This window comes from Desulfotomaculum defluvii, from assembly GCF_054657375.1.
Genome location: NZ_BAAHYV010000007.1, coordinates 982,163 through 1,008,887, shown reverse-complemented (window position 1 = coordinate 1,008,887; position 26,725 = coordinate 982,163). Strand labels below are relative to the sequence as shown.

Annotated in this window: 27 protein-coding genes; 22 read left to right on the top strand and 5 right to left on the bottom strand. The window is 38.0% G+C overall.

What is annotated here, in order from left to right:
* Positions 1 to 9 precede the first annotated feature (9 nt).
* Together pssA and ACYQ03_RS12055 are read left to right on the top strand one after the other, a co-directional pair.
* Positions 10 to 513, top strand: coding sequence for a CDP-diacylglycerol--serine O-phosphatidyltransferase (pssA, locus tag ACYQ03_RS12060; protein ID WP_459910181.1), 504 nt, complete (start codon positions 10 to 12; stop codon positions 511 to 513).
* 535 nt (positions 514 to 1,048) lie between these two features.
* Positions 1,049 to 2,152, top strand: coding sequence for a two-component system sensor histidine kinase NtrB (locus tag ACYQ03_RS12055; protein WP_459910180.1), 1,104 nt, complete (start codon positions 1,049 to 1,051; stop codon positions 2,150 to 2,152).
* Between the two features lie 44 nt (positions 2,153 to 2,196).
* On the opposite strand, the gene ACYQ03_RS12050 is transcribed toward ACYQ03_RS12055, so the two are convergent.
* Entirely contained in the window at positions 2,197 to 2,598 is a 402-nt protein-coding gene (locus tag ACYQ03_RS12050; RefSeq protein ID WP_459910179.1) for a TIGR04086 family membrane protein, read from the bottom strand.
* 81 nt (positions 2,599 to 2,679) lie between these two features.
* Here ACYQ03_RS12050 and ACYQ03_RS12045 point away from each other — a divergent pair, with 81 nt between their 5' ends.
* Positions 2,680 to 3,276 (top strand): TatD family nuclease-associated radical SAM protein, encoded by a 597-nt coding sequence (locus ACYQ03_RS12045; protein ID WP_459910178.1) that lies wholly within the window; start codon positions 2,680 to 2,682, stop codon positions 3,274 to 3,276.
* Between the two features lie 73 nt (positions 3,277 to 3,349).
* Here the strand turns inward: ACYQ03_RS12045 and ACYQ03_RS12040 are convergent, their stop codons facing one another.
* The gene (locus tag ACYQ03_RS12040; RefSeq protein WP_459910177.1) at positions 3,350 to 3,544 is read right to left on the bottom strand and encodes an LAS seventeen-binding protein 3; all 195 of its coding nucleotides are present in this window, start codon (positions 3,542 to 3,544) and stop codon (positions 3,350 to 3,352) included.
* Between the two features lie 126 nt (positions 3,545 to 3,670).
* Here ACYQ03_RS12040 and ACYQ03_RS12035 point away from each other — a divergent pair, with 126 nt between their 5' ends.
* Entirely contained in the window at positions 3,671 to 4,612 is a 942-nt protein-coding gene (locus tag ACYQ03_RS12035; RefSeq protein WP_459910176.1) for an NAD(P)/FAD-dependent oxidoreductase, read from the top strand.
* 58 nt (positions 4,613 to 4,670) lie between these two features.
* Here the strand turns inward: ACYQ03_RS12035 and ACYQ03_RS12030 are convergent, their stop codons facing one another.
* A complete protein-coding gene (locus tag ACYQ03_RS12030) occupies positions 4,671 to 5,123 on the bottom strand; it encodes a GNAT family protein (protein ID WP_459910175.1) in 453 nt (150 codons plus the stop codon).
* Positions 5,124 to 5,323: 200 nt separating this feature from the next.
* Here ACYQ03_RS12030 and ACYQ03_RS12025 point away from each other — a divergent pair, with 200 nt between their 5' ends.
* The 8 genes from ACYQ03_RS12025 (at position 5,324) to surE (ending at position 10,582) form a co-directional block, all read left to right on the top strand.
* Positions 5,324 to 6,412, top strand: a complete 1,089-nt coding sequence (locus ACYQ03_RS12025; RefSeq protein WP_459910174.1) for a tetratricopeptide repeat protein — start codon at positions 5,324 to 5,326, stop codon at positions 6,410 to 6,412.
* A 145-nt stretch (positions 6,413 to 6,557) separates the two neighbouring features.
* Entirely contained in the window at positions 6,558 to 6,944 is a 387-nt protein-coding gene (gene queD / locus ACYQ03_RS12020) for a 6-carboxytetrahydropterin synthase QueD (RefSeq protein WP_459910173.1), read from the top strand.
* Positions 6,945 to 7,643, top strand: a complete 699-nt coding sequence (gene queC / locus ACYQ03_RS12015) for a 7-cyano-7-deazaguanine synthase QueC (RefSeq protein ID WP_459910172.1) — start codon at positions 6,945 to 6,947, stop codon at positions 7,641 to 7,643. It abuts the gene before it with no gap.
* A gap of 1 nt (position 7,644) precedes the next feature.
* Entirely contained in the window at positions 7,645 to 8,208 is a 564-nt protein-coding gene (locus ACYQ03_RS12010; RefSeq protein ID WP_459910171.1) for a DUF366 family protein, read from the top strand.
* Positions 8,209 to 8,943, top strand: coding sequence for a 7-carboxy-7-deazaguanine synthase QueE (locus tag ACYQ03_RS12005; protein WP_459910170.1), 735 nt, complete (start codon positions 8,209 to 8,211; stop codon positions 8,941 to 8,943).
* A 12-nt stretch (positions 8,944 to 8,955) separates the two neighbouring features.
* Positions 8,956 to 9,519, top strand: a complete 564-nt coding sequence (gene folE / locus ACYQ03_RS12000) for a GTP cyclohydrolase I FolE (RefSeq protein ID WP_459910169.1) — start codon at positions 8,956 to 8,958, stop codon at positions 9,517 to 9,519.
* A gap of 110 nt (positions 9,520 to 9,629) precedes the next feature.
* Complete coding sequence (locus ACYQ03_RS11995) at positions 9,630 to 9,812, top strand: YpmA family protein (protein ID WP_459910168.1); 183 nt, start codon at positions 9,630 to 9,632, stop codon at positions 9,810 to 9,812.
* Positions 9,813 to 9,823: 11 nt separating this feature from the next.
* On the top strand, positions 9,824 to 10,582 hold the full coding sequence (gene surE / locus ACYQ03_RS11990; protein ID WP_459910167.1) for a 5'/3'-nucleotidase SurE: 759 nt from the start codon (positions 9,824 to 9,826) through the stop codon (positions 10,580 to 10,582).
* Between the two features lie 31 nt (positions 10,583 to 10,613).
* Here the strand turns inward: surE and ACYQ03_RS11985 are convergent, their stop codons facing one another.
* Both ACYQ03_RS11985 and spoVB read right to left on the bottom strand, forming a co-directional pair.
* Complete coding sequence (locus ACYQ03_RS11985; RefSeq protein WP_459910166.1) at positions 10,614 to 10,781, bottom strand: small, acid-soluble spore protein, alpha/beta type; 168 nt, start codon at positions 10,779 to 10,781, stop codon at positions 10,614 to 10,616.
* Positions 10,782 to 11,058: 277 nt separating this feature from the next.
* Positions 11,059 to 12,606 (bottom strand): stage V sporulation protein B, encoded by a 1,548-nt coding sequence (spoVB, locus tag ACYQ03_RS11980; RefSeq protein WP_459910165.1) that lies wholly within the window; start codon positions 12,604 to 12,606, stop codon positions 11,059 to 11,061.
* A gap of 274 nt (positions 12,607 to 12,880) precedes the next feature.
* On the opposite strand from spoVB, the gene fusA reads away from it, so the two are divergent.
* The 10 genes from fusA (at position 12,881) to ACYQ03_RS11930 (ending at position 26,439) form a co-directional block, all read left to right on the top strand.
* Positions 12,881 to 14,884 (top strand): elongation factor G, encoded by a 2,004-nt coding sequence (gene fusA, locus ACYQ03_RS11975; RefSeq protein WP_459910164.1) that lies wholly within the window; start codon positions 12,881 to 12,883, stop codon positions 14,882 to 14,884.
* Between the two features lie 162 nt (positions 14,885 to 15,046).
* Positions 15,047 to 17,131, top strand: coding sequence for a sigma 54-interacting transcriptional regulator (locus tag ACYQ03_RS11970; RefSeq protein ID WP_459910163.1), 2,085 nt, complete (start codon positions 15,047 to 15,049; stop codon positions 17,129 to 17,131).
* 428 nt (positions 17,132 to 17,559) lie between these two features.
* Positions 17,560 to 19,599 carry a (Fe-S)-binding protein gene (locus ACYQ03_RS11965; protein ID WP_459910162.1) on the top strand — a complete coding sequence of 680 codons (2,040 nt, stop codon included), beginning with the start codon at positions 17,560 to 17,562 and terminating at the stop codon, positions 19,597 to 19,599.
* Between the two features lie 536 nt (positions 19,600 to 20,135).
* Positions 20,136 to 20,903 (top strand): electron transfer flavoprotein subunit beta/FixA family protein, encoded by a 768-nt coding sequence (locus tag ACYQ03_RS11960; protein WP_459910161.1) that lies wholly within the window; start codon positions 20,136 to 20,138, stop codon positions 20,901 to 20,903.
* Positions 20,904 to 20,918: 15 nt separating this feature from the next.
* Positions 20,919 to 21,896 (top strand): electron transfer flavoprotein subunit alpha/FixB family protein, encoded by a 978-nt coding sequence (locus ACYQ03_RS11955; RefSeq protein WP_459910160.1) that lies wholly within the window; start codon positions 20,919 to 20,921, stop codon positions 21,894 to 21,896.
* A gap of 85 nt (positions 21,897 to 21,981) precedes the next feature.
* Positions 21,982 to 22,155 (top strand): Com family DNA-binding transcriptional regulator, encoded by a 174-nt coding sequence (locus ACYQ03_RS11950; protein ID WP_459910159.1) that lies wholly within the window; start codon positions 21,982 to 21,984, stop codon positions 22,153 to 22,155.
* Positions 22,156 to 22,274: 119 nt separating this feature from the next.
* The gene (locus tag ACYQ03_RS11945) at positions 22,275 to 23,453 is read left to right on the top strand and encodes an acetyl-CoA C-acetyltransferase (protein ID WP_459910158.1); all 1,179 of its coding nucleotides are present in this window, start codon (positions 22,275 to 22,277) and stop codon (positions 23,451 to 23,453) included.
* Between the two features lie 40 nt (positions 23,454 to 23,493).
* The gene (locus ACYQ03_RS11940) at positions 23,494 to 24,348 is read left to right on the top strand and encodes a 3-hydroxybutyryl-CoA dehydrogenase (RefSeq protein WP_459910157.1); all 855 of its coding nucleotides are present in this window, start codon (positions 23,494 to 23,496) and stop codon (positions 24,346 to 24,348) included.
* Between the two features lie 17 nt (positions 24,349 to 24,365).
* Positions 24,366 to 25,148 (top strand): short-chain-enoyl-CoA hydratase, encoded by a 783-nt coding sequence (locus ACYQ03_RS11935; protein ID WP_459910156.1) that lies wholly within the window; start codon positions 24,366 to 24,368, stop codon positions 25,146 to 25,148.
* A gap of 151 nt (positions 25,149 to 25,299) precedes the next feature.
* Positions 25,300 to 26,439, top strand: a complete 1,140-nt coding sequence (locus ACYQ03_RS11930; RefSeq protein WP_459910155.1) for an acyl-CoA dehydrogenase — start codon at positions 25,300 to 25,302, stop codon at positions 26,437 to 26,439.
* Positions 26,440 to 26,725 lie beyond the last annotated feature (286 nt).

Sequence of the window (26,725 nt, the reverse complement as noted above, 5' to 3'; positions counted from 1 at the left end):
AGGTACCCGATGAAGGGTCAACACATACCCAGTTTATTTACACTGGGCAACTTATTATTTGGTGTCTTTGCCTTAGTTCTGACACTAGATCAGGAGTATATACAGGGTGGCATCATGATACTCCTAGCAGGGGCCATGGATTACTTTGATGGCAAGGTTGCGAGAAAACTAAATGTTTCCTCAGACTTTGGAAAGGAGTTAGATTCCTTGGCAGATCTTGTCTCCTTTGGAGTTGCGCCGGCTATCTTGGCATATTCCTTACAATTATCCCATTGGGGATATTGGGGTTTAGCCATTTCTTTACTTTTTGTCACGTGCGGTGCCTTAAGATTGGCACGATTTAATGTTACCTCATTTTCAGGAAGTTTTATGGGTATTCCTATTACTGCTGCCGGAGGTATTGTTGCACTATTAATTATATCTTTTGGGAAATTACCCATTTTAACACTTCCCATAACCATGTTGCTGTTATCTTGGTTAATGATTAGTAAAATTAAAATACCTAAGTTTTAGCTTAATCTTATGTTACATGGTATTTTTTGCTCTCTGCCGTCATATTGTTACACAGATGCACAATGTTGACCCCAAACTAATACAATAATAAGGAATTCAGATCAAAGAGGGGTGAAAGGAATGCGTGTGTACTTTGTACGGCTTCCCAATTTTATACGTTCTTTGTTATTAAAAATTTGGAGTTAAGAACAAGGCAGGCCAGTTGGCTTGCCTTGTTCTGTTCTATATGTCGTTAGTCTATTTATTTTGATTAAAAGTTGTAAAAACTTTATCCTTTGTGAAGGATAATCTCAAGTTGAGTCGTATTTACATTATATAACAAATTTACCAGCTTTATCACGTCAAACAATATAGTATTGGAATCACTAGGAAGAGGGTGTCCTAACTGACACGGTATTTTATTTCAATATGGATTATAATAATTCTATTCCTAGGTTTATCCCAATGGAGTTATGTTAATTTTGCAGTTGATAGCTTTCATTACTTTCTTCTTAATTTAATTTTTATTACAGGCGTATTAATCTTTTTTTATTGGGTGCTAAAAAAGAAAGCTACTGATAATACCGCTCACATTAAAATGGATCTCGATTCTATATTACATGACAGATATGATTTATTTAAGGACTTACCGATAGGTATAATTGCAGTTGATCAAACTGGTAAAGTTATTATCTTTAATGATTTTGCTAAAAAAATTTCCGGTGTTTCTCCTGAGGAAAAACCAACCAATATATTGGAGGAAACTTTTGCCATTGATACTCCTTTATATTTCCTTGTTCAAACCCTGCAGAGGGATGAAGAATTTCATGAACAATACTATAACTATCAAAGTGCTAATGAAGTTGTTTACATGTATATTAGTACAACAAAAATATGTAACAGTCTGGGTAAGTCAGAAGGAGCACTTTTAATTGTCTGTCAAGTCTCTGAGCAATCCTTCTTAAGCCGACATTTAAGTCAGCGAGGCAAGCTAGCAATGATAGGTGAGTTAGCTGCGGGAACTGCCCATGAAATTCGTAATCCCCTAACATCTGTAAAGGGCCTTATTCAACTAATAGAACAGAGATTCCCGCAGGGTGACATTGCAAGGCAACATATTGCTGTAATATTAAAAGAAATTGAACAAATTAATGGTATCATAAAAGAGTTACTGCTATTGGCTAGAAGAACAACTCCAAATCTGAGCTTTGTATCTTTACCTGCCGTACTAGATCAAGTGCTTTTGTTAGTTGAGGGAGAGGCAAATATTAAAGGAATTAATATAATTAAGGATTATAATGATCAGCTACCGTTAATGATATTAGATGAAGATCAGATAAAACAGGTTTTTTTACATCTGTCTACCAACGCAATTCATGCCATGCCAAATGGTGGAGAAATTATGATTTCCGCTCGGTTTATTGAAAATAATAAGTTTATTGAAGTATCCTTTACTGATAATGGTATAGGAATCAAAAAAGAGCATATATCTAGGTTATTTCAGCCTTTTTTTACAACACGCCCCGAAGGCACAGGTTTGGGGCTACCTGTTAGTTATCAAATTGTTGATAATCATGGCGGTAAATTATCAGTAAAATCGGAATTTGGCCAAGGAAGTACCTTTGCTGTGGCCTTACCTCTGATTAATTATGAGGTCTAAAGGCCATAGGTTGCTAAGAGCTGGTAAAAACCTCTTAGCAATTGCTAAGAGGTAAACCCGACACCTAGCATTCCTCCAAGCCCTCCAGCTATTAGGAGCAGAATTAATTTACCAAGGGCACCAATGAATAGTACGTTTCCAGGTAGAAATAAGCCAACTAAGATCCAAATTGCTATAAAGGTTATTACTCCTACTCCCAAACCATTAAAGAGACCTTTATTGCGAGCCCGTCTTGCAGCATAGCCACCTCCAAGGAAAACACTAATAATAAGTATGAAGATAGCAACCCAGGACATGGATTTTTCAGAAACATTTGTAAAGTAGTAGATTATCCCGGCTAGTAAACTGAAGACTAGGGAAAAGCTTAAGGCAACTAAGGTTCCACGGATAATAGATGAAAAACTTAACATGGGGGTACGAGGGGTGTCTTGTTTAAAAGATGCCATATTTTTTAACCTCCTAACATCATTTAACATATTTTTATGTGGTAACCTAATGTTTATGCCATAAAAGAAGGGGACGACAATATGGATAAGCAATTTATTGTAAGTTATCAAATTGGAGAAACACTCTACCTTAATATTACTAATCGTTGTTTAAACAAATGTGCTTTTTGTATTCGAGAAACACCAACAGGGATTGGCTATAATTTATGGTTAAATAAAGAACCAACAGCTCAGGAGGTCCTAGCAGCAATAAAAGAACCCACAATGTTTAAAGAGATTGTTTTCTGTGGTTACGGAGAACCTTTATCTCGGTTGGATGTTGTTAAAGAAGTAGCTAAGAGTCTTAAAGAAACGGGTGCTAAGTCCATCAGAGTAAATACCAATGGACAGGCCAATCGTTACTATGGCTATAATGTTGTACCTGAATTAGTTGGGCTTGTTGATACTATATCAATATCTTTAAATGCTCAAAATGCCGCTACTTACACAGAAATATGTAAACCAGCAGATGGTGAAAATTCTTATTACGCCATGTTGGAATTTGCACGAAAGTGTGTGGGGACGATTCCCCGTGTCATTTTGTCTGTAGTAGAATGGCCAGGGGTTGACGTAGAGGCCTGCAGTATAATTGCCCAGGATTTAGGAGCGGAGTTTCGCCAAAGAAAACTAACGGTTTAGTTTTTAGTTAGTACTTAAATACCATAATCCATTGGCCGAATAAAACAACGCCCCTGAAGAATGGGGCGTTGTCTTATTCGGCCAATGGATTATCTCCTGTACCGCCTGATCGATCTTTTTTGTTGTTATGATCATAAAAGTCGTGCTCCCACTTGGCATCTACATTAATATGGGTGGCAGACCCAGTTGGTTCATGAACGAACTTCTTGCCCTTATCATAATGCTTTTCTTCTTCTAATTGATAATTATCTCTATTATCCTGTGTCATTTAATAAACCCTCCTTAAACTATATTTATTATTCTTGCCAACCATTTTTTTTATACACCAAATGAAATTGATTAGAAAAAACTCTCATGGAAAGAATAATAAAAAAATTTAGGAAGGTGCCAATTTATGAGTGATATGAACATAGTGGATTATTTTGAAATTGCCATAGTTGGATGTGGACCAGCTGGCTTATCAGCAGCTATTAACGGAGCCATACGCAAAAAGAAAGTCGGAATATTTGGAACTGATTTTTGCAGCCCCAAGCTACACCATGCACCACATATAGATAATTACCTGGGATTTCATCATATCACTGGTGAGGATCTTCGGCAGAGGTTTTTGCATCATGTAGAAGCAATGGAACTAGTAATCAACCAAAGCAAAGTTACAGGAGTATTTCCTGATGAAAAAGGCTTTATCTTACAATCCCGTGACAAATTCTTTTCTGCTAAAACCGTTATCCTTGCCAGTGGTGTTAGCACCATAAAACCAATCGAAAAGGAGCTTGAGTACTTAGGTAGGGGAGTTAGTTATTGTGCCACCTGTGATGGTCCATTATATAAAGGGAAAAAAGTTGCGGTTTTAGCATATAATCGTGAAGGTTTGGATGAAGCTAATTTTTTATCAGAATTGGCTACGGAAGTCATTTTGGTTTCCTTGGTAAAGGAAAAAGATGCTCAAGGAATTCATCTAAACAAAAATATTAAAGTGGTGAGCGGCAAGCCGTTGGGTATTGTTGGCGAATTATGGGCCACAGGGGTAGCTTTAGATAATGGAGAAATTCAGGCAGATGGGATTTTCATTATTCGTGAGTCAGTATTACCAGACCAATTAGTGCCGGGTCTTAATATTACTAAACAAGGGATAACTATTGATCGTTCTGGAGCCACCAATATACCGGGTATTTTTGCTGCGGGAGATTGTACAGGTGCTCCTTATCAGTTAAGTAAAGCAACCGGGGAGGGTCAGGTAGCAGCTTTAAGTGCAGTAAAATTCATAGATGAGTTAAAATCTAATACAAAGCTAACAAATAGCTCTGAGTCCTTAGCCGTCAGCCTTCAGCTTTAAAAGGTTCTTGAAATCTTAGCTCATGGCCAAAAAAAGAAGGCAAAATTAGCCTTCTTTTTTATACAAATCTTTTAATCATGGGGAAGTTTTCATCGTCAAAGGCGTAATGGACACTGGGTAGAAAACCTTGCCTACCCCAAAAGCCAACTGAGTTATCTTTTGGGTCCAAAGTATTTACCTTGGCTTCTAATTCGATGGAAAGGCATCCTAAAGATTGGAGATATCCTTCTAATAACTTGTATACCTTTGAACCTAGTTTTTTGTTTCTGGCTGATTGGGGTATTTGGAAAAAATGAATTTTAGCCTGAATTAATCCGCCGCGATCCTTTTTGATTTCAAAAATTAAATAAAAATTATCTTCTTCAGCTTCATCATTATGTTTTGCCGAAGTTATATAAATACAATTGGGGAATAATACATGCTTTACCAAACAAAGGTTCTGATTTATTAAAGCTTCCAACTGCGCCTGAAAAGAAACCATTTCCCTGTTCGGAGTTATCATAACTTGCATGATATATCTCACCCCTAATGTTTTCTAAGTATAATATACCATTTGAGACCTTGGCTATGGAATGTATAAAAGAAAACTTTATTAAAAGAAAATTGTCTTTTTAAAAAAGTATTTGACGTTTAAAAATGGGAATAAATGGCAGGATAACCTTACCTAGCCCCAGAATTTAATCTTTATTATTATAAAGGAGCGGTGCTAGGATGCGAAGGTTTAAAGAACTGATTGTTAATGCCTTTAATAAGGTTAATTTTTATCAAAGTTTAGCCTGCTTGTATGAAGCAGCGGGGGCTGGTAAGGCAGCCTTACGTTACCTTGAAAAAGCTATCAACTTCAGCAAAGATAGTACCAACTTACATCTACAGGCAAGTCGTATCTATTTAAAGATGGGTCAAATTGATCGAGCGGCACTACATTGCAAAAAAGCTAACTCTGGCCTTGGCACGGGAAGCTTTATTTATTGGTTGGAAAGGTCTAAAAACAGCGGACTAAAACCTAATAAATGGGGACAACAAGATTTAAAAATTTATGTGTTACCTGAGAAATTAAAAACTACTTCTGATACCTCATCAGGGGATATTTCTTCAGAATTTAACAATAGGGGGCTTTATTGCTTGGAGAACGGGAGGTATCATGAAGCCCTTAAATGCTTCCAACGCTCCATGGCCTCAGGGCGTCCTGATCCAGTTATATTATTCAATACCGGTCTTTGTTTAAGTAAGCTTAACATTCATCTAGAAGCTATATCCCATTACAATGAAGCTCAATTTTTAGGATATAACAGTCCAGAACTACTAAACAATAAAGGTTATAGTTTATTTCACTTGGGGCGATACGAAGAAGCATTGGTTTGTTATGAAGTTGCTCGTCAATACTTACCCAAGGATCTGACTTTGTTAAGTAACATGGCTTCTTGTTATAAATATTTGGGATTGGTAGAAAAAGCAATTGAATGCTACAAGAGTGCTATTAAAACTTACCCAGATGATGCTACCCTCCACAACAATTTAGGTATTTGTTATGAAAAAAATAATGATTATATAACAGCATTGCTTAATTATGAAATGGCATTAAAAATATCTCCTGAAAATTGCACCTTTCTCTTAAACTATAGTCTTTGTTTAGAAAGTCGAGGTCGAATAGAGGAGGCCTTCCATAATGTTATGAAAATACTAGACAAAGAACCAAATAATCATCAAGCCTGGGGGTTGCGGGGTGAAATATTGGTAGAACAGGGTAAGATAAAAGAAGCTACCGAATGCTATGAAAAAGCTTTCGGATTGGCAGGCTAAAAAGCAAAGGCGTTAAGCCTTTGCTTTTTAGCTGATAGCTATTTTTAAAATTATTTTGTAGTAATTAGCAGGGAGATTAAAGGTTGAGGAGAAATATAGTAAAGTTTAGGGCCGGGAGAAATACTATTTTTAAGGAGGAAGACGCATGTTTGAATTAACAGTAAAGAGTAAATTCTCCGCCGCCCATGTTCTTTGTGGTTATCCCGGTGATTGTGCAAGACTCCACGGACATACTTGGACTATTGAAGTAAAAGTCTTTGGTAATAAATTAGATGAACTTGGCATGTTAGTTGATTTTAAAGATATTAAAAGACAACTGGCTTCCATTGTAGATCAATTTGATCATAGTTTTTTAAATGATTTACCGGGTTTTGGAGAAGATGGGGTAAACCCTACGGCTGAGAATATATCCTACTATATTTATAAAGCATTAGCTCAAAGGGTGGCCAATATTGAGGCGGATGTAAAACTAAAAGAAGTTTCTGTGTGGGAGTCTCCTGATGCCTATGCTACCTATCGGGAGGATACTTAAATGAATAGTTTGGTTTTACTTTCTGGAGGCTTGGATTCAGCAGTAAACCTAGCCTATGCTCAAACAGAGGGTGATGTAAAACTGGCTCTTACAATCGATTATGGTCAGCGAGCTGCCCAGCGAGAAATTGAAGCTGCAATTAACCTAGCCAAGTTTTATAATATCCCACATAGAGTTATACAACTGCCATGGTTGGCTGATATTACTAAAACAGCTCTGGTGAATGAAGATAAGAAGTTACCAGAACCAGAAACTCAGAATTTGGATAGATTGGATTTAGCTACTCAAACTGCGGCAGCAGTCTGGGTACCAAATCGTAATGGTTTATTTGTCAATATTGCAGCCTGTTTTGCAGAAACACTTAATTGTGATCTTGTCATAGCAGGTTTTAATCGTGAGGAAGCTGCTACTTTTTCTGATAATACGCCGGAATTTTCTCTTGCAGCCACAAAAGCTATGTATTATTCCACTGCTAATAAAGTTAAAGTTTTAAGTTATACAGGGCGGTTAGATAAAAAAGAAATTGTAGCACTTGGGGAAAGGTTGCAGTTACCTTGGAAATTGATTTGGAGTTGCTACCAAGGGACGACTCAAATGTGTGGGAAATGTGAAAGCTGTCTTCGTATGATTAGAGCTTTTCAACATCTTAATATTGACCTCCCACAAAACATATTTGCAACTTATTCTGGAGGGGAATAGATTGATAGCACAGGTTCTAAAATTACCATTAAACTATGATGGTACACAATTATCTTCCTTGTTTGCCTTTCGAAACTACGGCTTACAGGGAGATAGTATTCTTTGTTTCAGAGGCAAATGTCAGGTGGCACTAACAGAAATGGTAGATTTAGCTGATGTCCGAGAAAATGCCCCGATTTTTAGCGAAGACATGCTACATTTTATTATAGAGCATTTTGATCATAGTTTAGAGACTACTGTTGTACGCCAGAGACTCTTTATAGCAATTATAAAAGAGATTATCGAAGAAAAAACTGGAATTACGTTTTCACGTAGGGGTGATGATCTTTTCAGAGGCGATTTTAAATTATCTGTATCCATTGCTACGGCAAGTCCTGTATCAACAATGATCCATACAGGGTTAAATATTTCTTCTCTAAATACACCTGTACCTACAATTGGCTTAGTTGATTTGGGCTTGTCTGAGGAAGAAATACTCCCTTTTGGTGAAATAATAGCTCAAAAATATGCATCTGAAATTAAAAGTATCCGCGCGGCACGGTGTAAGGTTAGGGGGGTAAATTAGTTGTTTTTTCATGAGGTTTTTTCTTCTGTTCAGGGTGAAGGTCCATACGTTGGAAACAGACAGGTCTTTATTCGATTTGTTGGCTGTAATTGGCAATGTGCTTTTTGTGATACCCAGACAGATATTAAACCAAAATATTTTTTATTAGAAAAGACTCCGGGTCTTAGGGACTTCTTGAAACTCGAAAACCCTGTGGAACCTGCAATGATGGGTGAACTAATTAAAGATTATTATAATTTAGAGAGGCATCATTCCATTAGTCTTACAGGTGGTGAACCACTTTTACATACAGAATATATAAAACAATTGGTTCCACATATTCAAGGAACCCGTCGCGGAATTTTTTTAGAAACCAATGGTACACTTCCAGATAAATTAGCTTCAGTAATTAACATAATTGATATAATCAGTATGGATATAAAACTTCACAGTTCTACTCGAGAAAATACCCCTTGGGAAAGGCACAAAGAGTTTCTAAAGGTTGCCTCCCAAAAAGATGTTTATGTTAAGTTAGTAGTTTCTTCTGATACCACTTTTTCTGAGTTAGAACAAGCTATTCAAATAATAAAAAACATAGACCAAAGTATAGAACTGGTATTACAACCAGTAACACCAAAGGGAGGTATTTTACCCCCGAGCAACAATTATATTCTCTCGATACAAGAGTTAGCACTTAAGACACTAAAAAATGTAAGGATAGTTCCACAAACACATTTGATGATGGGGCATTTATAAGGAGTTGAGACAATGTTTGATCTACCGAAAATAGAAAAAGCTGTTAAAATGATTCTTGAAGCAATAGGAGAAGATCCAAAAAGAGAGGGACTTGTTGAAACCCCTGCAAGGGTAGCAAAGATGTATCAAGAAATATTTGCAGGGTTAGAAGAAGATCCACAAGAACACTTAGCTAAAACCTTTTCGGAACAGCATGAGGAAATGGTGTTGGTCAAGGATATAAGGCTTTTTAGTATGTGTGAACATCACTTAATCCCTTTCATAGGCAAAGCACATGTTTGTTATATACCGAGGAACGGAAACGTTACAGGACTATCTAAATTGGCTAGACTAGTCAATGGATATGCCCGCCGACCCCAACTTCAGGAACGGTTAACTACACAAATTGCAGATGCTATCATGTCTAAACTTAATCCATATGGTGTATTAGTTGTTGTGGAGGCGGAACATCTTTGTATGTCTATGAGGGGTGTGAGATCCCCAGGAGCACATACTGTTACCTCTGCAGTTCGTGGTATTTTCAAAAAAAATGAAGCATCACGCTCAGAAGCCCTTAGTCTTATACTAAAGAGATAGTCTTTGGGGTCAAGTCGTTAGCTATTAGCCATTGGCCGTTAGCCATTTTATTACTGGCTAAAAGCTAAAGACTGACGGCTAAAAGCTAACAGCTAAAGTGGGGGGATTTTATGAGTTCTGAGAAAAAAGGTGCGGATAAGCTTGAGTTAATCGCCCAAAAGAGCTTTACCAATTATGCAGAGATGTATAAAGTGGTAGATTTTTTAAATCGGACATTAAAAGAAAAACAAGTAATTTTTGGTCTTACAAAAGATAAGAATGGTAATATGACAATATCAATTTATGAAACTTAGGAGGTCGTAAATTGCGGATTCTAATTTCCAACGACGATGGCATTTATGCAGACGGCATAGGGGAACTGAGAAAAGCTTTGGAGCAAATTGCTTCTGAGGTTTATGTAGTGGCTCCGGACCGTGAAAGAAGTGCCTGTGGTCATGGTATTACGGTAACTCGTCCCCTAAGGGCAAAGACCCATAGGTTTAAGTCAGGTAATGCAAAGGGATGGGTCATAGATGGGACCCCTGCAGATTGTGTCAAGTTAGGTCTAGAGTCTCTACTCGATAAGCCACCAGATCTAGTAGTTTCGGGCATAAATTTAGGTCCTAATTTAGGAACTGATGTATTATATTCTGGAACCGTATCAGCCGCCTACGAAGCTATTATAAATCATGTTCCAGCCATTGCAGTTTCTCTGGCAGATTGGGAAAACCTTAATTATAAACCAGCAGCAGACTTCATGAAAGAGTTTATCCCATTAGTCTTAAAGAACCCCCTTGATGAAGGAATATTACTAAATATTAATATTCCTAATAACTATGATGGAAGGGGCATACGTCTTACCCGTTTGGCCCGTAGACGGTATATAAAATGTTTTGATCAAAGAGTAGATCCCAGGGGTAATACTTATTTTTGGATGGCAGGGGAACCATATAATCTAGATGATGATTCTGAGACCGATGCTACTGCTGTTAATGATGGATATGTTTCAATCACCCCTTTACATCTAGACTTAACGGACTATGCATTCAAAAATAAAATGGCCGGCTGGTTGCCGACCAAGTAGTCCCTTGAAGCTCTCTATTAAGAGGGCTTTTTTATACTAATTCATTAGCTCTTTCTAAAGCTATTCTTACAAAATTTCCGCATTGGCGGGAGGTTAAATTGCCATAGTCACTATGTTCACCTTGAACTAAACCTTCCACTCCTTGCTGACTAGCAGCATAATGCTTCATTTTCCAATTCATAACTTTCTCACGACCCATGACCATTCCCCCTAGTAAAATATTTTGGCATATCAGATAGCATATTACATTCTGATTTTAGGTATGAGGCAAGCCAAGTTTTTCTAACCGAATATTCATTCTATCAGAGTGCCATTCAGTAATGATGAATCTTAACCCTGAGCTGGCATTCGGCAAGAAAAAAAGGTTACGTAATGAGATAGGTTCAGGGACATATTAATCTGTTTTCTGTTGATAGTTTATGATTCTTTGGATAATAATATTTTGCAAAGATTTTGGTGAAAAAACCATAATGATGTTAGATACGCCTGCCAATAATATTTTTAATTAAATTAAAATCTTCTCGGTGAATTCCTCCTAGCAAGAATAAAATGAATAGATAAGCAATACAACCCACTGGTAAAGAGATTAGTAAAGTAACTAAAGGTGAAAAAGACAAAAATATTTTAATTTGCCAAATCACAATACCCATACCAATAGCTGCTAGGGAAGGTTTTACTATATCGTGGGACCAATGAATTTGATAGCCAATTAGTTTGCGTAAATCAATATAGTTTAATAATGCCATAATCATAAACCCTAAACTTGTGGAAATAGCAGCTCCCAGTACACCCAATTGCGGAATAGGAATTAAGTAATACAATCCCATTATTTTAATGGTCGAGGCAACAGCCATATTTTTAAAAGGTTTCATGGCTTCGCCCAGCCCTTGTAATATACCTGTTGTTGTTTGTTGAAAATATAGGAAGGGGCCACCTATGGCCAGAGCAGCTAACATTATTCCGGCATCTGGGTAGCCAAACAGTACACCACACATCTCCCTAGGCAGTAAAACGAAAACTACAATACATGGTAGGCCAACTCCGATGGTTATGCGCAAAGCCTTGGACGTCCGATTTTGCACCAATCCGTGATTATTTAGGGCTAGGGCATCTGATATAGCAGGTATGAGTGCTGTGGCTAAAGCAATGGTGATCATAGATGGTGTATACAGTAATGTTTCAGCAATACCGACTAATTGCCCGTATACTGAAGTTGCTTCGCTTACTGACATGCCTGCTGCCCGCAGTCGTTGGGGTATTAAAACAGCTTCTACTGAGAGTAGTAATGTACTGAAGAACCTAGTTAATGTAACGGGTATACCTAGTCCAAATATTCGTGTTAAGGATGTTCTGACAGGCTCTTTGTAGATAGGTGTTCCTATAGAATAGGGTCTTTGCCGGTTGAAATAGAGATAAACCATAGTTAGACAACCAGTGAACTCACCAATGACAACTCCTAATGCAGCACCCATAGTAGCGTATTCTATGCCTCTTGGTAACAAAAGATAAGCAATTAACAAACCAGAGCCAACTCTCACTATCTGCTCCAATGTTTGAGTTATGGCAGTTGGCGTCATTTGTTGTAAACCTTGAAAATAACCACGGAAGGCTGAACAGATAGAAACGATGATAATTCCAGGGACAAGACATAGAAAGATATAATAAACTTTCGGATTTGGAAACAAATATTTAGTTAATAACGGTGCACATATGATTAATAAGGCTGTAAAAATAATACTGGAAATTATTAATATGGCTAAACATATTTTAAAAATTCTATTTGCCCCACTTATATTGTTTCTAGCAATCTCCTCTGCAACCAATTTAGCAATGGCAACTGGGATACCCATGGTAGCCAGCACCATAACTAGTATATAGATGGGAAAAACCATGTTGAACAAGCCAACCCCTTCGGGTTTTATTAATCGAATTATGATCATTTGGTAAATAAAACCAATCAATCTGTTTATAAAACTTGCAGATAGCAGAATTAATGCACCGGTCACAAAAGATTGTCGAGACATGTCCATTTTCCTTTCGCACTGGCCAAGCCAGATAATCCTTTATTATGTGTATGATTGACTAACCACCTGTATGAAAAGAAGACCTAAAGAATATGACCTTCTAAAAATTTATATCAATTTTCGTTAAATTTAGAGGAATTGGATAACAGATGTAGAAATGTTAACATAATTTAAATTTTCAATTACCTCATACTCATTGCTGAACAAATAATGGGTAAGGGTATATAAATTACCAATTAGGGATACCATTATTTACAAAAAGGAGGCCTGAACTTTGAAAAATTACCAATCCAACCAACTCCGAAATGTTGCAGTGGTGGCCCACGGCGGTTCTGGCAAGACATCTTTGGTAGAAGCTATGTTGTTTAACACCGGTACTCTTTCAAGACTTGGTAGAGTAGATGACGGTACAACTGTTTCTGATTATCATCCAGAAGAGACCGCACGCAAGATGACCATCCATACAAGTCTAGTTCCGGTTGAATGGAATAACACGAAAATAAATTTACTGGATACACCAGGATTTTCTGATTTTATTGGTGAAGTTAAAGGTTCTTTACGTGTTGCGGAAGGCGCTCTCTTTGTGGTATCTGCGGTAGATGGTGTTCAAGTACAACACGAAACTATCTGGGACATGACACCAAACTTACCAAAGATTGTAGTCATTAATAAGATGGATCGTGAAAATGCGAACTTTGACAAGGTTGTCGATGAATTAAAGGATAAATTTCAAGCAAACTTTGTTCCGATTCAATTGCCCATTGGTTCCTTCAATGATTTTAAGGGTGTTGTTAGTGTAATTGGTAAAAATGCCTTTGAAGGAGAAGGAAAGGGGAAAGAAACTAGTCTTTCTAATGATTTGACAGATCAAGTGGAACTTTATTATGAAACCCTTATAGAAGCCGCTGCTGAAGGTGACGATGATCTGACTATGAAATACTTAGAGGGAGAAGAGCTTACCGCTGATGAGATTAGCGATGGTTTCCAGAAGTCACTGGCAATGGGTAAAGTTGTACCTGTTCTAGCTTGCAGTGCTACTAAAAATATCGGTGTGGCTCAAATACTTGATTTTATTGCAGAATACTTCCCAGTACCCAAGGTTGAGGATGGTCCGGTTTCATCCTTAGTATTTAAGACCATTGCTGACCCCTATGTAGGAAAGATGAATTTCTTTAAGGTCTTTAGAGGTCAATTGAAAAATGATACACCAATTGTCAATGTTTCTAAAGATAAGCCTGAAAAGATTAGCCAGATCCTTTACGTTCGCGGCAAAACATCTGTTCCAACGGAAACTGTTCCCTGTGGGGATTTAGCCGTACTAGTTAAACTACAGGATACTTCCACTGGAGATACACTGGCTCATAAAGATAAGACTGAATTGTTAGATGGTATAGATTTCCCTGCACCAACCTTAACCATTGCTGTTTTGCCAAAAAGTAAGAATGATGAAGACAAGCTTGGTGACGCTTTACTTAAGTTAATGGATGAAGATCCTACTGTTAAAATTCAGAAAAATACAGAAACCAAACAAACACTGTTAATTACCATGGGAGAGGCTCAGACCCAGATCATGGTGGATAGACTAAAGAAAAAATATGGTGTTGATGTAACATTAGAGGAAGCCAGAGTTCCTTATCGCGAGACTATACGTAAAAAGGTTGAAGTGGAAGGAAAACACAAGAAACAATCCGGTGGTAGAGGTCAATATGGCCATGCATGGATCCGCTTTGAACCGACAGATGAACACTTTGTTTTTGGTGAAGAAGTCTTTGGCGGAGCTGTACCTAGAAACTTCTTCCCAGCAGTAGAAAAGGGCCTTAGAGAAGCCCTTGAAGAAGGAGTTTTAGCAGGATTTCCTGTAACAGGTCTAAAAGCTACATTATACGATGGATCCTATCACCCAGTAGATTCATCAGAAATGGCTTTCAAAATAGCAGCCCATTTAGCCTTTAAAAAAGGGTGTGAACAAGCTAGCCCTGTTTTATTAGAACCTATACAAAATGTCGAGGTTACTGTTCCAGAGAACTTCATGGGAGATATTATTAGTGACTTTAATACAAAACGGGGTCGTGTACTAGGTACAGAACCAATGGGTAAATATGTTATAGTCAGGGCCCAAGTTCCCTTATCAGAAATGTATAGGTATGCCATTGACTTAAAATCTATGACTCAAGGTCGTGGTTCTTTTACAATGGAGTTTTCTAGTTATGAAGAGTTCTCAGGTCGTGAAGCAGAAATGGTAATTAAAAAGGCTAAAGAAGAAAAAGAAGCAAAATAAATAACAATTAATTGAACCTAGAAGAACTCTTCTGGGTTCAATTTTTAATATTCTAAGTTCGACAATATTAAATTTTTTTGTCGAATATTGTCCTATTATTCAGAATAAATAAACATTTCATTTATCTCCAAATTGTGTTAAGGTTAGGTTGAGGTGGTTGAAGTGAAGCTTCGAGAAATCATGACATCTAATCCAATTACCCTAACACCGCAACAAACGGTGCAGGAAGCTGCAAAAATTTTTTTAAAACACCAGGTAGATGGAGCACCGGTAATCGATAATAATGGTGATATTATAGGTCTTTTTACTAAAAACCAAATCTATCAATTAGTAAGCCAAGGATTTAATATATTAACTCCTGTCGGTCAATTGATGGGTCTTGAAGTCAGTATTGGCCATCCGGATGATGAAGTGGATAGTAACCTAATACAAGATTTAGGTTGGTTGCCTATAGTGGAACACAACCAAGTAATTGGCATGATAACCCGCACTGATTTATTAAGTGTTTTCATGGATTTTTACAGGGGTATTTCATGTGAACTTGATACAATAATCAACGCTATCTATGACCTAATTGTCTCTGTAGATGAAGAGGGAAACATCAAGGTATTCAATCAATCAGCTGAAAGATTTCTTGGACTGACCGCTAAAGATGTCAAGGGTAAAAATATTAATGAGTTATTCCCAAATAGTGGCATGATGGATGTTATTCAAACAGGTAAAGAAGAACATATGCAAAAGATTATGTTAAATAATCACTGCTTTATTTCCAACATCTCACCAATTAAGATGAAAGATAAAATCATTGGGGCTGTGGCAGTGTTTCAACATTTTTCTGAATTGGAGAGGGTATCTAGAGAATTAAAGTATGTTAAGGAGCTAAACCAGGAATTAGATGCAATTATTGAATCTTCTTTCGATGGACTATATATAACAAATGGTGATGGTTTTACTCTTCGAGTTAATAAAGCCTACGAACGTATAACAGGAGTAGACAGTTCGGTCTTTTTAGGACGACATATCAATGACATAATAAAGGAAGGAATTGTATCTGAATCTGTAACTGCCTTGGTTTTAGAACACAAAGAGCCAGTAACAATTATCCAACAAAATAAGAGCGGTAAGACAACTTTAGCTACAGGTAATCCCGTTTTTGATAGAAATGGGGCAATTTTTAGAGTTGTTTGTAACGTCCGTGATATTACTGAACTTAATATGCTAAAACAAGAATTGGAACAAGCGCGGGGATTAAGCTTACATTATGAAAAACAATTACGTACTTTACGTTATGCAGGTTCAGAAAAAATGGTAGTTCACTCAGCTAAAATGAAGGATTTAATGGGTCTTATTATGAGACTGGCAAAAGTAGATTCAACGATCTTAATAACTGGTGAATCTGGAACTGGTAAAGAGCTAATTGCTGAAACGTTACATAAAAACAGTGCACGAAATGATGGCCCATTTATCAAGGTAAATTGTGGAGCTATACCAGAAAATTTATTGGAGTCGGAACTCTTTGGTTATGATTATGGGGCCTTTACAGGAGCTAAAAAACAAGGTAAAGCTGGATATTTTGAATTAGCTATGGGTGGAACATTATTTTTGGATGAAATTGGTGACTTACCACTTAATCTACAGGTAAAACTTCTCAGAGTCTTGCAAAGTCGAGAAATAGTTCGGGTAGGGGGAGAAAAACCCCTTAAAATTGATGCTCGAATACTAGCTGGCACTAATCGAAATTTACTAGAGATGGTGCAGAATAAAGAGTTTAGGGAAGATTTATATTATCGTTTGAATGTTGTGCCGGTTAATGTCCCGCCGCTGCGGGAAAGAAAAGAAGATATTCCTGCATTGATCACACATTTTGTTCTAATGTTTAATCTAAAATATAAACTTAATAAGAGGATCTCCCAAGACATGATTGATGTCCTCATGAGGTATGATTGGCCAGGTAATGTTAGAGAATTAGAGAATTTAATAGAAAGATTAGTCGTAGTAACTTCTAGGGATATACTTACGAAGGATGATTTACCGTCAAATTTAGGAGGGGGTAATTTAGAGAGTTTAAATGTACAAGTTTCAGGTCTAATGCCCCTTAAGGATGCTGTGGAAAGTGTAGAAAGACAGGTATTGGAAAGGGCCTATGCAGAGTGCAGAACAACACGGCAGATGGCTAAAGTATTAAAGGTAGATGCATCGACAATTGTTCGTAAGGCCGCTAAGTATGGAATTTCCAAAGCCTTGTAAATAAATATTTGTTTCTAAAATGCAATATCTTGTTGTAATTTAGAAACAAATATTACAAGGCGATTTATACTGGCAATTAAGGATGAAAAGCGATCTTTGTTTTTGTATAAGACTTAATTTTATGATTTTTGTAAATATTTTAATAATAACGGCTAATCTCTCGTAAATTTGGTGAATATGTTATGCCAAAACTGATAACTTTTGAGACTATTGAATTAAATAAAAATGCGTGTGTCATTGGTCTTGTTGAGAAAATGCTACTATTGTTATGAATGTTGCAAACACTATGATTATTTAATTAGCTAAAATCCTTGGTTTGTCGGATTAAACACTGGGTAGGACAATCTTGGTATGAAGATTGCAATAATTTAGTTTTGTTAAGAACTTATTAGGTTCTTAATAAATAAATATTGAAGGGAGAGGTAGATATGAGTCCAATTAAAATTCTTGTTTTCGCTGCTATAATTGCCTTTGGAATTTTTAATATGGTCAAAGGCATACAAGAACGACTTAATGCAGCTTATTTAGGCAAGAAAGAAGACCGAATGGATAATATTGAAGAAAGGTTAAAGGGTGTTTTAGTAAATGTTTTAGGACAAAAAAGGGTTCTAAACGAAGCAGATGGTGGCATTATGCACATCATGATCTTTGGCGGTGCTTCAATAGCTGGTTTGAGAATTGTAGAATTTATGTTATCATCATTATTTCCCGGTATTGTAATTCCTTTTGTTAGTAATAATTCTGTATTTTATTTATTGACCGATATATTCGGAATTATAGCAATTATAGGAATATTGTATTCGGGTTGGCGTCGTTGGGTATCAAAAGTTGAAAGACTGGAACCCGAGGCCTTTGGTACTCCAGCAGAAAACTTAATCTTGATAATGGTTAGTGGTCTGACAATATTGCTAGCTTCTGTATTCGTAGGGTCTGGCTTTAAAGCAGCACTGGAACAAAATACTGTATATGCCTTAGCTCCATTTACTTCATTTTTTGCAAATTTGTTTAGTGGTATGTCCGAATCTAGCTTGGCAACTGGATATCAAGTTTCATTCTGGGTAAGTACAATATTTGCATCTGGGTTTATGGTATTTTTCCGTTATTCACCCCACGTACACCCTGTTTTTGCACCCTTAAATATCTTTTTCCGTACCTTAAAGCCTAGGGGAGGCATGATTCAGCCCATCAACTTTGAAGATGAGAGTGTTGAACAATATGGTGTGGCTAAATTAGAACATTTTACTTGGAAAGATTTAATGGAAGGTTATGCTTGTGCAGAGTGTGGACGTTGTCAAGCTAACTGCCCAGCTTATCTTAGTGGTAAGCATCTGTCACCAAAACACTTAATTCATAAACTGAGACTACATGTTGATGAGACAGCAAAGGCTATGGGACCCAGATTAGGAACTACAACTATCTCAGATTTAGTTGCTGAGGAAACTGCTGCTACCAGTGAAGTTTTGGAAAAGAACCTGGTGCCGGATGTCTTTAGCCCAGAGGAAATTTGGGATTGCACCAACTGTGCTAGCTGCATGGAGCAATGCCCAGTAATGAACGAGCATGTTCCTAAGATTATTCAAATGAGACAAAACCTTGTACTTATGGAAAGTGATTTTCCAGCAGAGGCTCAGTTGGCCTTTACAAATATGGAACGTAACTACAATCCATGGGGTGTTGGCTGGAACTCCAGGGGTGATTGGGCTAAGGATTTAGATGTTAAATTGTTAAGTGATGATAGTAACGTTGATATAGTTTACTTCACCGGATGTGCTGGTGCCTTTGATGATCGTAGTCAAAAGGTAGCAACCTCTTTAGTTAAAATTATGAAAGCAGCAGGAGTTAATTTTGCAATTCTTGGTCCAGAAGAAAAATGTTGTGGTGACTCCGCAAGGCGTTTAGGAAATGAATATTTAGCTCAAGAATTAATTAACGGTAATATAGAAGCTCTAAACGGTTATGGTGTTAAGAAAATCGTTACTACCTGCCCACACTGTCTAACAGTATTGAAGGACGAGTATCCTCAATTTGGTGGAAATTATGAAGTAATACACCACACTCAGTTAATTAGCCAATTAATTAAACAAGGTAAATTAAAGTTTAAACAAGCTGATGCTCTCAAAAAGATTACTTATCATGATTCCTGTTTCTTGGGTCGTTACCAAAATGAATACGAAGCTCCCCGACAAATTATTAGTACACTGCCAGGAATCAATTTAGTTGAAATGTCCAGAAACAAAACCAAGGGCTTTTGTTGTGGTGCCGGTGGTGGACGGATGTGGTTAGAAGAACATGGAACAAGAATTAATGTTATGCGTACTGAACAGGCTTTAGAAACAAATGCTGAGATCATAGCAACTAACTGTCCATTCTGTCTAACTATGATGGAAGATGGTATTAAAGATAAAGAAGCAACTGAAAAAGTAAGAGCTTTTGATCTTGCTGAACTGGTTGAAAGGAACCTCCAGTAAAATCTTATCGATATAAGGGTGAAACTACACCCTTATATCGATAACTAGTTAGATTCTACAATTTACCTTTGAATAATCTATTTCTTGAGTATGTTGCATAATTACATTTTTTGTTGCATTAGGGAAACAGACGAAAGGGGGTTCAATTGTAGTAGGAATATTTTTTCTATAAGTAATTAGTTATTTCCAGAACCGTTTTAAGACTTTTTTGAATATATGAAATTCATAAACAAAGGTCTTTTTAAGCTGGTTTCATACAACGAAAATGACTAAATCTTTTCTCTATTGCAGCAAATAGAAATAATCAAAAACCGGCAAACTGTTGCGAATAAGAAACGTTTGCTAAATGAGTAACAAGCTAATTTAACGAATATTTCTGCAAAAACATTAGTATGCTTGGGTTGGTAGCAATAGGGACAACCTTGGTATGAAAATTGCAAAGAATAATGTCATAAGAGTACTAAAAATGTTCTAAAATTATGAGCCTAAAACAAAATAACGCTCATAATTTTATATAAGTAAAAAGGAGGGTGCGTATGAAAATCTTAGTGTTACTTAAACAAGTCTTTGATACCGAAGCAGCTATCAAAATTGCTAATGGTAAAATTAACAGTGACGGTATCACCCAAATTATTAACCCCTATGACGAGTTTGCCATTGAAGAGGCCCTGAAAATTGCAGAAGCCAATAAAGGTGAAGTGACAGTCGTTTCTGTAGGTTCAGCTGTTGAGCAAACTGTACGTCAAGCCCTAGCCATGGGCGCCAATAAAGGTTATGTAATTGAAGATGCTGCTCTGGCTGATGCTGATGAGTATGGCGTAGCCGCTGCATTGGCAAAAGCTATTGGCGGTATGGAATATGATCTAGTATTAGCTGGTTGGAGAGCAATTGATGATGGTTCTGCCCAAGTAGCTAGCCGTGTAGCCCAAGGTTTAAATGTTCCTTTAGTCAACTTAGCAATCAAGTTGGAAGTTGCTGGCGGAAAAGCCACTGCTACTACCGAAATAGATGGTGGTACTGCTATCATAGAAGTTCCTCTACCAGCAGTTGTAACTTGTCAGAAAGGCTTAAACGAGCCTCGCTACCCATCCATGAAGGGTATCATGCAGGCTAAGAAAAAGAAAATTGACAAAGTTGATTTAGGTGCCATAGGTCTGGATGCTGCAGCTGTAGCAGCAAAAGTAAAAACCTTAAATATCTACATGCCAGAAGCCAGAGCTGCAGGAAAGGTTATTACAGAAGAACCTGCCGTAGCTGCTAGTCAAGTAGCAAAACTTCTGCGCGAAGAAGCAAAAGTAATATAAAGGAGGGAAAGGCCAATGGCAAAAGGTATTTGGGTATTTGCAGAACAACGTGATGGCAAAATCAAAAAAGTTACTTATGAATTATTAAGTGCAGGTCGTGGATTAGCTGACAGCCTAGGAGAAGAACTATGTGCTGTGTTATTTGGTAAAGATGTTACTGGTCTGGCTGCTGCCCTTGGTGAGTATGGAGCAGACAAAGTTTTCGTAGCTGATAACGATAAATTAACTGAATATACAAATGATGCTTATGTAAGCACACTGGCGGATTTAGCAAAAGCTAATGATCCCACTGCTATCTTCTTTGGATATACAGCCGTAGGTCGTGACCTGGGTGCTTCTTTAGCTCAACGTTTGGAAACTGGTATGGTTTCAGATTGCGTAAGTGTTAAGGTTGACGGTGGTCAGTTAGTATTTGATCGTCCTATCTATGCTGGTAAAGCCTTTGTAACAGCTTCCTGCCCTGAAGCTCGTCCAGTAGTTGCTGCTATGCGTCCAAACGTGTTGGCAATTAATGAGCCCCAAGCTGGAAAACAAGCTGAGGTAGTAAGTGTAGAAGCAACCGGAGATATTCGTCAGGTTGTTAAAGAAGTTGCAATGGCAATTTCCTCTCGTCCAGAACTTACAGAGGCAAGCATTATCGTTTCTGCTGGTCGCGGTGTTAAAGGTCCTGAAAACATGAAGTTGCTTGAAGATTTTGCTGATACCCTTGGTGCTGCTGTGGGTTGTTCACGTGCAGTGGTAGACGCTGGTTGGTATCCCCAAGCTCAACAGGTTGGTCAAACTGGTAAAACAGTATCTCCTAACCTCTATATTGCTTGTGGTATTTCCGGTGCAATCCAACACTTAGCAGGTATGAGCTCCTCCAAATGCATCGTAGCTATCAATAAGGATCCTGAGGCTAACATCTTTAAGGTAGCTGATTATGGTATCGTAGGAGATCTTTTTGAAGTTGTACCCCTACTCAAAGAAGAACTTAAGAAACTTCTAGCTTAATTCAACGTTCCCGCGTGGCATTTATTTAAGTAAGTACGTGTATTAGACTACCTCAATAAATTAGCTAAAAAGGAGTGAGCGGAGGTTGCAGGATTTCCGTTGCGCAAAATGTCAGAAACTATTAGCGAGGTACCGTGATTGTCAGGTACTGGAGATAAAATGCCCGCGGTGTGGACAAACAAACAAGCTTCATAATATGCTAGTCTCTCAGAAGCTAGTAAAGAGTACTCCTGTGAGACGGCAGGTATCAAATAACTAGTTTTAAATTACAAGCCATAAAAAAGATCTGTGATGAGAGCCTAGAGCCCCGCCGGATATTAATCTGCGGGGCTCTTATGTCTATGAATGGGACATTCTTGACTAAGGAAGTGTAGTTTGATGAAGGAAACAGTAATTGTTAGTGCTGCTCGTACACCCTTTGGAAAGTTTGCCGGTGCTTTAAAGACACTTCAGGCCGTAGATTTAGGCGGAATTGCAATGGCTGAGGCAGTCAAACGTGCTGGTGTATCCCCAGAACATATAGATTATGTATATATGGGGCAAGTTCTTCAGGGTGGTTGCGGTCAGATTACTTCCCGTCAAGCAACTCGTAAAGCAGGCTTTCCTTGGGAAGTTCCTTCCATCACAGTAAATAAAGTTTGTTCTTCTGGCTTGACTTCGGTCTCATTAGCTGATAAAGCTATCCGCTTAGGTGAGATTGATATTGCGGTAGCCGGTGGTATGGAAAGTATGAGTAATGCCCCATATTTTCTTCCTGGGATGCGTTGGGGTGCTCGTATGATGGATCAGAAAGTAAAAGACCTCATGATTAATGATGGACTATGGTGTTCCTTCTATGATCGACATATGGCTATTCACGTTTCAGAAGTAGCTAGTGAATTTGGTCTAAGTAGGGAAGCACAGGATGAGTGGGCTTTACGTAGTCAATTGTATGCGTCTGAAGCAATTAAGGCAGGACGATTAAAAGAAGAAATTGTTTCAGTAGAAATCCTTGGCAAATATGGGTTAACCATTATTGATACAGATGAAGGTCCCAGACCAGAAACTACCATGGAAATGTTGGCGAATTTGCCGCCGATATTTGATGAAAAAGGTACAGTTACTGCTGGTAATGCTCCTGGTGTTAACGATGGTGCTGGAGCTCTAGTACTGATGGCCCGAGAAAAGGCTGATGAACTGGGGATCAAACCCTTGGCCACTATTGTAGGTCATGCCGAAGTTTCTCAAGAAGCTAGATACATAGCTACGGTTTCTGGTTTAGCAACGCTCAAACTCCTAAAACAAAATAACATGACTATCGATGATATCGCTTTAATTGAAGCCAACGAAGCCTTTACGGCAGTAGCTCTGACCAGTGGTAAGATTGCAGGCTGGGATCCAAATCGAGTTAATGTTGATGGTGGAGACATTGCCTATGGACATCCAATTGGTGCCACTGGTGCCCGTATATTGATGCACTTAGTCTTTGCCCTAAGAGCACGTGGTGGCGGTTATGGTATTGCTTGCATCTGTAGCGGAGCAGCTCAAGGTGATGCAATGATGATTAAGGTGGAATGAACCACCATTAAATACTAGTTATTAGTAGAGGAGGACAATCATGGAAATTAAAAAGGTAATGGTAATTGGCGCTGGCCAAATGGGTAGTGGTATTGCACAGGTTTTCGCTCAGGCTGGTGTTATTACTGTTCAAAACGATATAGCTCCAGAATTTGTTGAAAGAGGCATTAAAAATATTACAAAGAATTTGACCCGTAACGTTGATAAGGGCAGAATGACTGCTGAAGAGAAGGATGCTATTCTTGCTCGTATTATTCCTTCAACTAGTCTTCAAGATGCTGCTGATTGCGATTTAGTAGTTGAAGCTGCAGTTGAAAATATGTCCATTAAAGCAAAAATTTTCTCTGAATTAGATCAAATTTGTCCCCCCCATGCAATTCTAGCAACTAACACCTCTTCTTTACCAATCACTGAAATCGCTGCAACAACCAAACGTCCAGCTCAAGTAATCGGTATGCACTTCATGAACCCTGTACCAGTAATGAAATTGGTTGAAATTATCCGTGGTCTTGCCACAACCGATGAATGCTACAAGACCATTGAAGAAATGAGCGTTAAGCTAGGCAAAGTTCCCGTTGAGGTTAATGACGTTCCTGGTTTCGTATCAAACCGTGTACTTCAATTGATGATTAACGAAGCTATTTACTGTGTTTACGAAGGTGTAGCTTCTCCCGAAGGTATTGATGAAGTTATGAAACTTGGTATGAACCATCCTATGGGACCCCTTGCATTAGCTGACCTTATTGGTTTGGACACTGTACTTGCCATTATGAACGTTCTGCATGAAGGCTATGGAGACTCCAAGTATCGTCCTTGCCCACTGCTTCGTCAATATGTAAAAGCTGGTTGGTTAGGTCGCAAGTCTGGCAAAGGTTTCTACGAGTACAATAAATAATTCAGGAGGTCAACTTAATGGAATTTAATACTCTTCTCCTTGAAAAAGAAGGCAATATTGCTTTGTTGACCATCAACCGTCCAAAGGCACTCAATGCTTTGAATCCAGATGTTCTTAAGGATCTTGGTCAGGCGATAGATGTAATCAGTGCTGACGACGAGATTTTCGTTGTAATCCTTAAAGGTGCTGGAGATAAAGCCTTTGTGGCTGGTGCTGATATCACTGCTATGCAAAAAATGTCTGCCCTTGAAGCCCGTAATTTTGGCATTCTAGGTCAGGAAGTATTCAAAAAGCTAGAATATATGGAGAAACCAGTTATTGCAGCTATCAATGGTTTTGCACTGGGTGGTGGCTGTGAATTAGCAATGTCCTGTGATATAAGAGTAGCCTCAGAAAAAAGTAAGTTTGGACAACCCGAAGTAGGGCTTGGTATTACTCCCGGTTTTGCTGGAACCCAGAGACTGCCCCGTTTAGTAGGAAAAGGACGGGCAAAAGAATTAATCTTTACAGCTGATGTAATTGGTGCTGCAGATGCTCATCGTATTGGTTTAGTTAACCATGTAGTTCCAGAAGATCAACTCCTTGAATTCTGCAAAAAAATGGCGGGTAAGATAGCTTCCAAGGGCCAAGTAGCTGTACGTCTTTCCAAAGCTGCAGTTAATCAAGGCTTGGAAATGGATGTTGATAAAGGCATGGCTTATGAAGCAGAAGTATTTGGTCTGTGCTTTGCAACTGCTGACCAAAAAGAAGGTATGACTGCCTTTGTGGAAAAGAGAAAGGCAAGTTTTGTTGGTAAATAATCATTAACTTAAAATAGGAATTTCATTGGTTAATTACCAATGAAATTCCTAATTTCAAAATAGTTAAAATGTCTATCGACAGTGTAGTTTTATACACTGTATATATAAACCGCCTGTCGTGGAAAAAAGTTAAATAGAGGAGGAAAAATGTATGAATTTTACACTAACTGAAGAGCAAGAAATGCTTCGTAAAGCGGTTCGTGACTTTGCAGAGGGCGAAATTAAAGCCAAAGCTGCTGAAATGGATGAGAATGAACAGTATGATTGGAGCTTATGGGGTAAAATGGCTGAATTAGGCCTGACTGGTGTTCCTTTCTCTGATGAATACGAAGGCGCTGGCATGGATAACCTTAGCTATGCAATCGTTGTTGAAGAATTAAGCCGCGTTTGTGCTTCCAGTGGCGTTCTTGTTTCCGCTCATACTTCCCTTTGTGCATGGCCCATTTATGCCTTTGGTACTGAAGAACAAAAGAAAAAATATTTAGTTCCTCTAGCCAATGGTCAAAAAATTGGTGCTCTTGGTTTAACTGAACCTGGTGCTGGTTCTGACGCTGTTGGTCAAAAGACCACCGCTGTTTTAGATGGTGATGAGTGGGTAATTAATGGTAACAAAATATTTATTACCAACGGTTACTATGCTGATACCTATATCGTAATTGCAGTTACCGATAAAGAGAAAAAAGCTAAAGGTATTTCCATGTTCATCGTTGAGAAAGGTACCCCTGGCTTTAGCTTTGGTAAAAAAGAACATAAAATGGGTATTCGTGCATCCGCAACCTACGAATTAGTATTTGAAAACTGCAGAATTCCTAAAGAAAACCTGTTAGGAGAACTGGGTGCTGGCTTCAAACAAGTTATGATGACTTTGGACGGCGGCCGTATTGGTATTGCCTCCCAAGCTTTAGGTATTGCTCAGGGCGCTTTAGACGCTGCAGTAGAATATAGTAAAATTCGTGAGCAATTTGGCAAGCCTATTTCCGCAAACCAAGGTATTGCTTGGATGATAGCTGACATGGCTACTCAAATTGAAGCTGCTAGATTGTTAGTATATCAAGCTGCATATCTGAAAGATGCCAAAGTGCCTTATAGTAAGCAATCTGCAATGGCTAAATTACATGCTGCTGAAACTGCTATGGCAGTTACCACCAAAGCCGTTCAAATCTTCGGTGGCTATGGTTATACCAGAGAGTATCCTGTTGAGCGCATGATGCGTGATGCCAAAATTACTGAGATCTATGAAGGTACCAGTGAAGTTCAACGTATCGTTATTGCCGCTAGCCTCTTGAGATAATAAGACCTATGAGGGTAGAGTAACGATTTCGTTACTCTACCCGAATTCTTAGTATTTTATTAATAATTTTTTGTTTTTAATTTTGGATTAGTTTAAACAAGAATAATTATGATTATGAATACACTCCTCTGTTATTTTATTCACATAATAAAAATTCAGAGGTATGATATATATTTTGCCCCTTTTAAAATATAGATTTTAGTCACTGAATCTTGCAAAAGACCACTCTGGCCTTATTATACCAATTATAGTAATACGGGGATGTCAGTTATAGTACGTACCCTAT

Bases quoted from the DNA above. Each gene is read 5' to 3' on its own strand.
- ACYQ03_RS11935 (WP_459910156.1), top strand. From the start codon at position 24,366: ATGGAATTTAATACTCTTCTCCTTGAAAAAGAAGGCAATATTGCTTTG.
- ACYQ03_RS12030 (WP_459910175.1), bottom strand. From the start codon at position 5,123: ATGCAAGTTATGATAACTCCGAACAGGGAAATGGTTTCTTTTCAGGCG.
- ACYQ03_RS12025 (WP_459910174.1), top strand. From the start codon at position 5,324: ATGCGAAGGTTTAAAGAACTGATTGTTAATGCCTTTAATAAGGTTAAT.
- queC (WP_459910172.1), top strand. From the start codon at position 6,945: ATGAATAGTTTGGTTTTACTTTCTGGAGGCTTGGATTCAGCAGTAAAC.
- spoVB (WP_459910165.1), bottom strand. From the start codon at position 12,606: ATGTCTCGACAATCTTTTGTGACCGGTGCATTAATTCTGCTATCTGCA.
- ACYQ03_RS11995 (WP_459910168.1), top strand. From the start codon at position 9,630: ATGAGTTCTGAGAAAAAAGGTGCGGATAAGCTTGAGTTAATCGCCCAA.
- ACYQ03_RS11940 (WP_459910157.1), top strand. From the start codon at position 23,494: ATGGAAATTAAAAAGGTAATGGTAATTGGCGCTGGCCAAATGGGTAGT.
- ACYQ03_RS12050 (WP_459910179.1), bottom strand. From the start codon at position 2,598: ATGGCATCTTTTAAACAAGACACCCCTCGTACCCCCATGTTAAGTTTT.
- ACYQ03_RS11965 (WP_459910162.1), top strand. From the start codon at position 17,560: ATGAGTCCAATTAAAATTCTTGTTTTCGCTGCTATAATTGCCTTTGGA.
- folE (WP_459910169.1), top strand. From the start codon at position 8,956: ATGTTTGATCTACCGAAAATAGAAAAAGCTGTTAAAATGATTCTTGAA.
- ACYQ03_RS12040 (WP_459910177.1), bottom strand. From the start codon at position 3,544: ATGACACAGGATAATAGAGATAATTATCAATTAGAAGAAGAAAAGCAT.
- ACYQ03_RS11930 (WP_459910155.1), top strand. From the start codon at position 25,300: ATGAATTTTACACTAACTGAAGAGCAAGAAATGCTTCGTAAAGCGGTT.
- ACYQ03_RS11985 (WP_459910166.1), bottom strand. From the start codon at position 10,781: ATGGGTCGTGAGAAAGTTATGAATTGGAAAATGAAGCATTATGCTGCT.
- ACYQ03_RS11955 (WP_459910160.1), top strand. From the start codon at position 20,919: ATGGCAAAAGGTATTTGGGTATTTGCAGAACAACGTGATGGCAAAATC.
- ACYQ03_RS12035 (WP_459910176.1), top strand. From the start codon at position 3,671: ATGAGTGATATGAACATAGTGGATTATTTTGAAATTGCCATAGTTGGA.
- ACYQ03_RS11960 (WP_459910161.1), top strand. From the start codon at position 20,136: ATGAAAATCTTAGTGTTACTTAAACAAGTCTTTGATACCGAAGCAGCT.
- queD (WP_459910173.1), top strand. From the start codon at position 6,558: ATGTTTGAATTAACAGTAAAGAGTAAATTCTCCGCCGCCCATGTTCTT.
- ACYQ03_RS11945 (WP_459910158.1), top strand. From the start codon at position 22,275: ATGAAGGAAACAGTAATTGTTAGTGCTGCTCGTACACCCTTTGGAAAG.
- pssA (WP_459910181.1), top strand. From the start codon at position 10: ATGAAGGGTCAACACATACCCAGTTTATTTACACTGGGCAACTTATTA.
- ACYQ03_RS12045 (WP_459910178.1), top strand. From the start codon at position 2,680: ATGGATAAGCAATTTATTGTAAGTTATCAAATTGGAGAAACACTCTAC.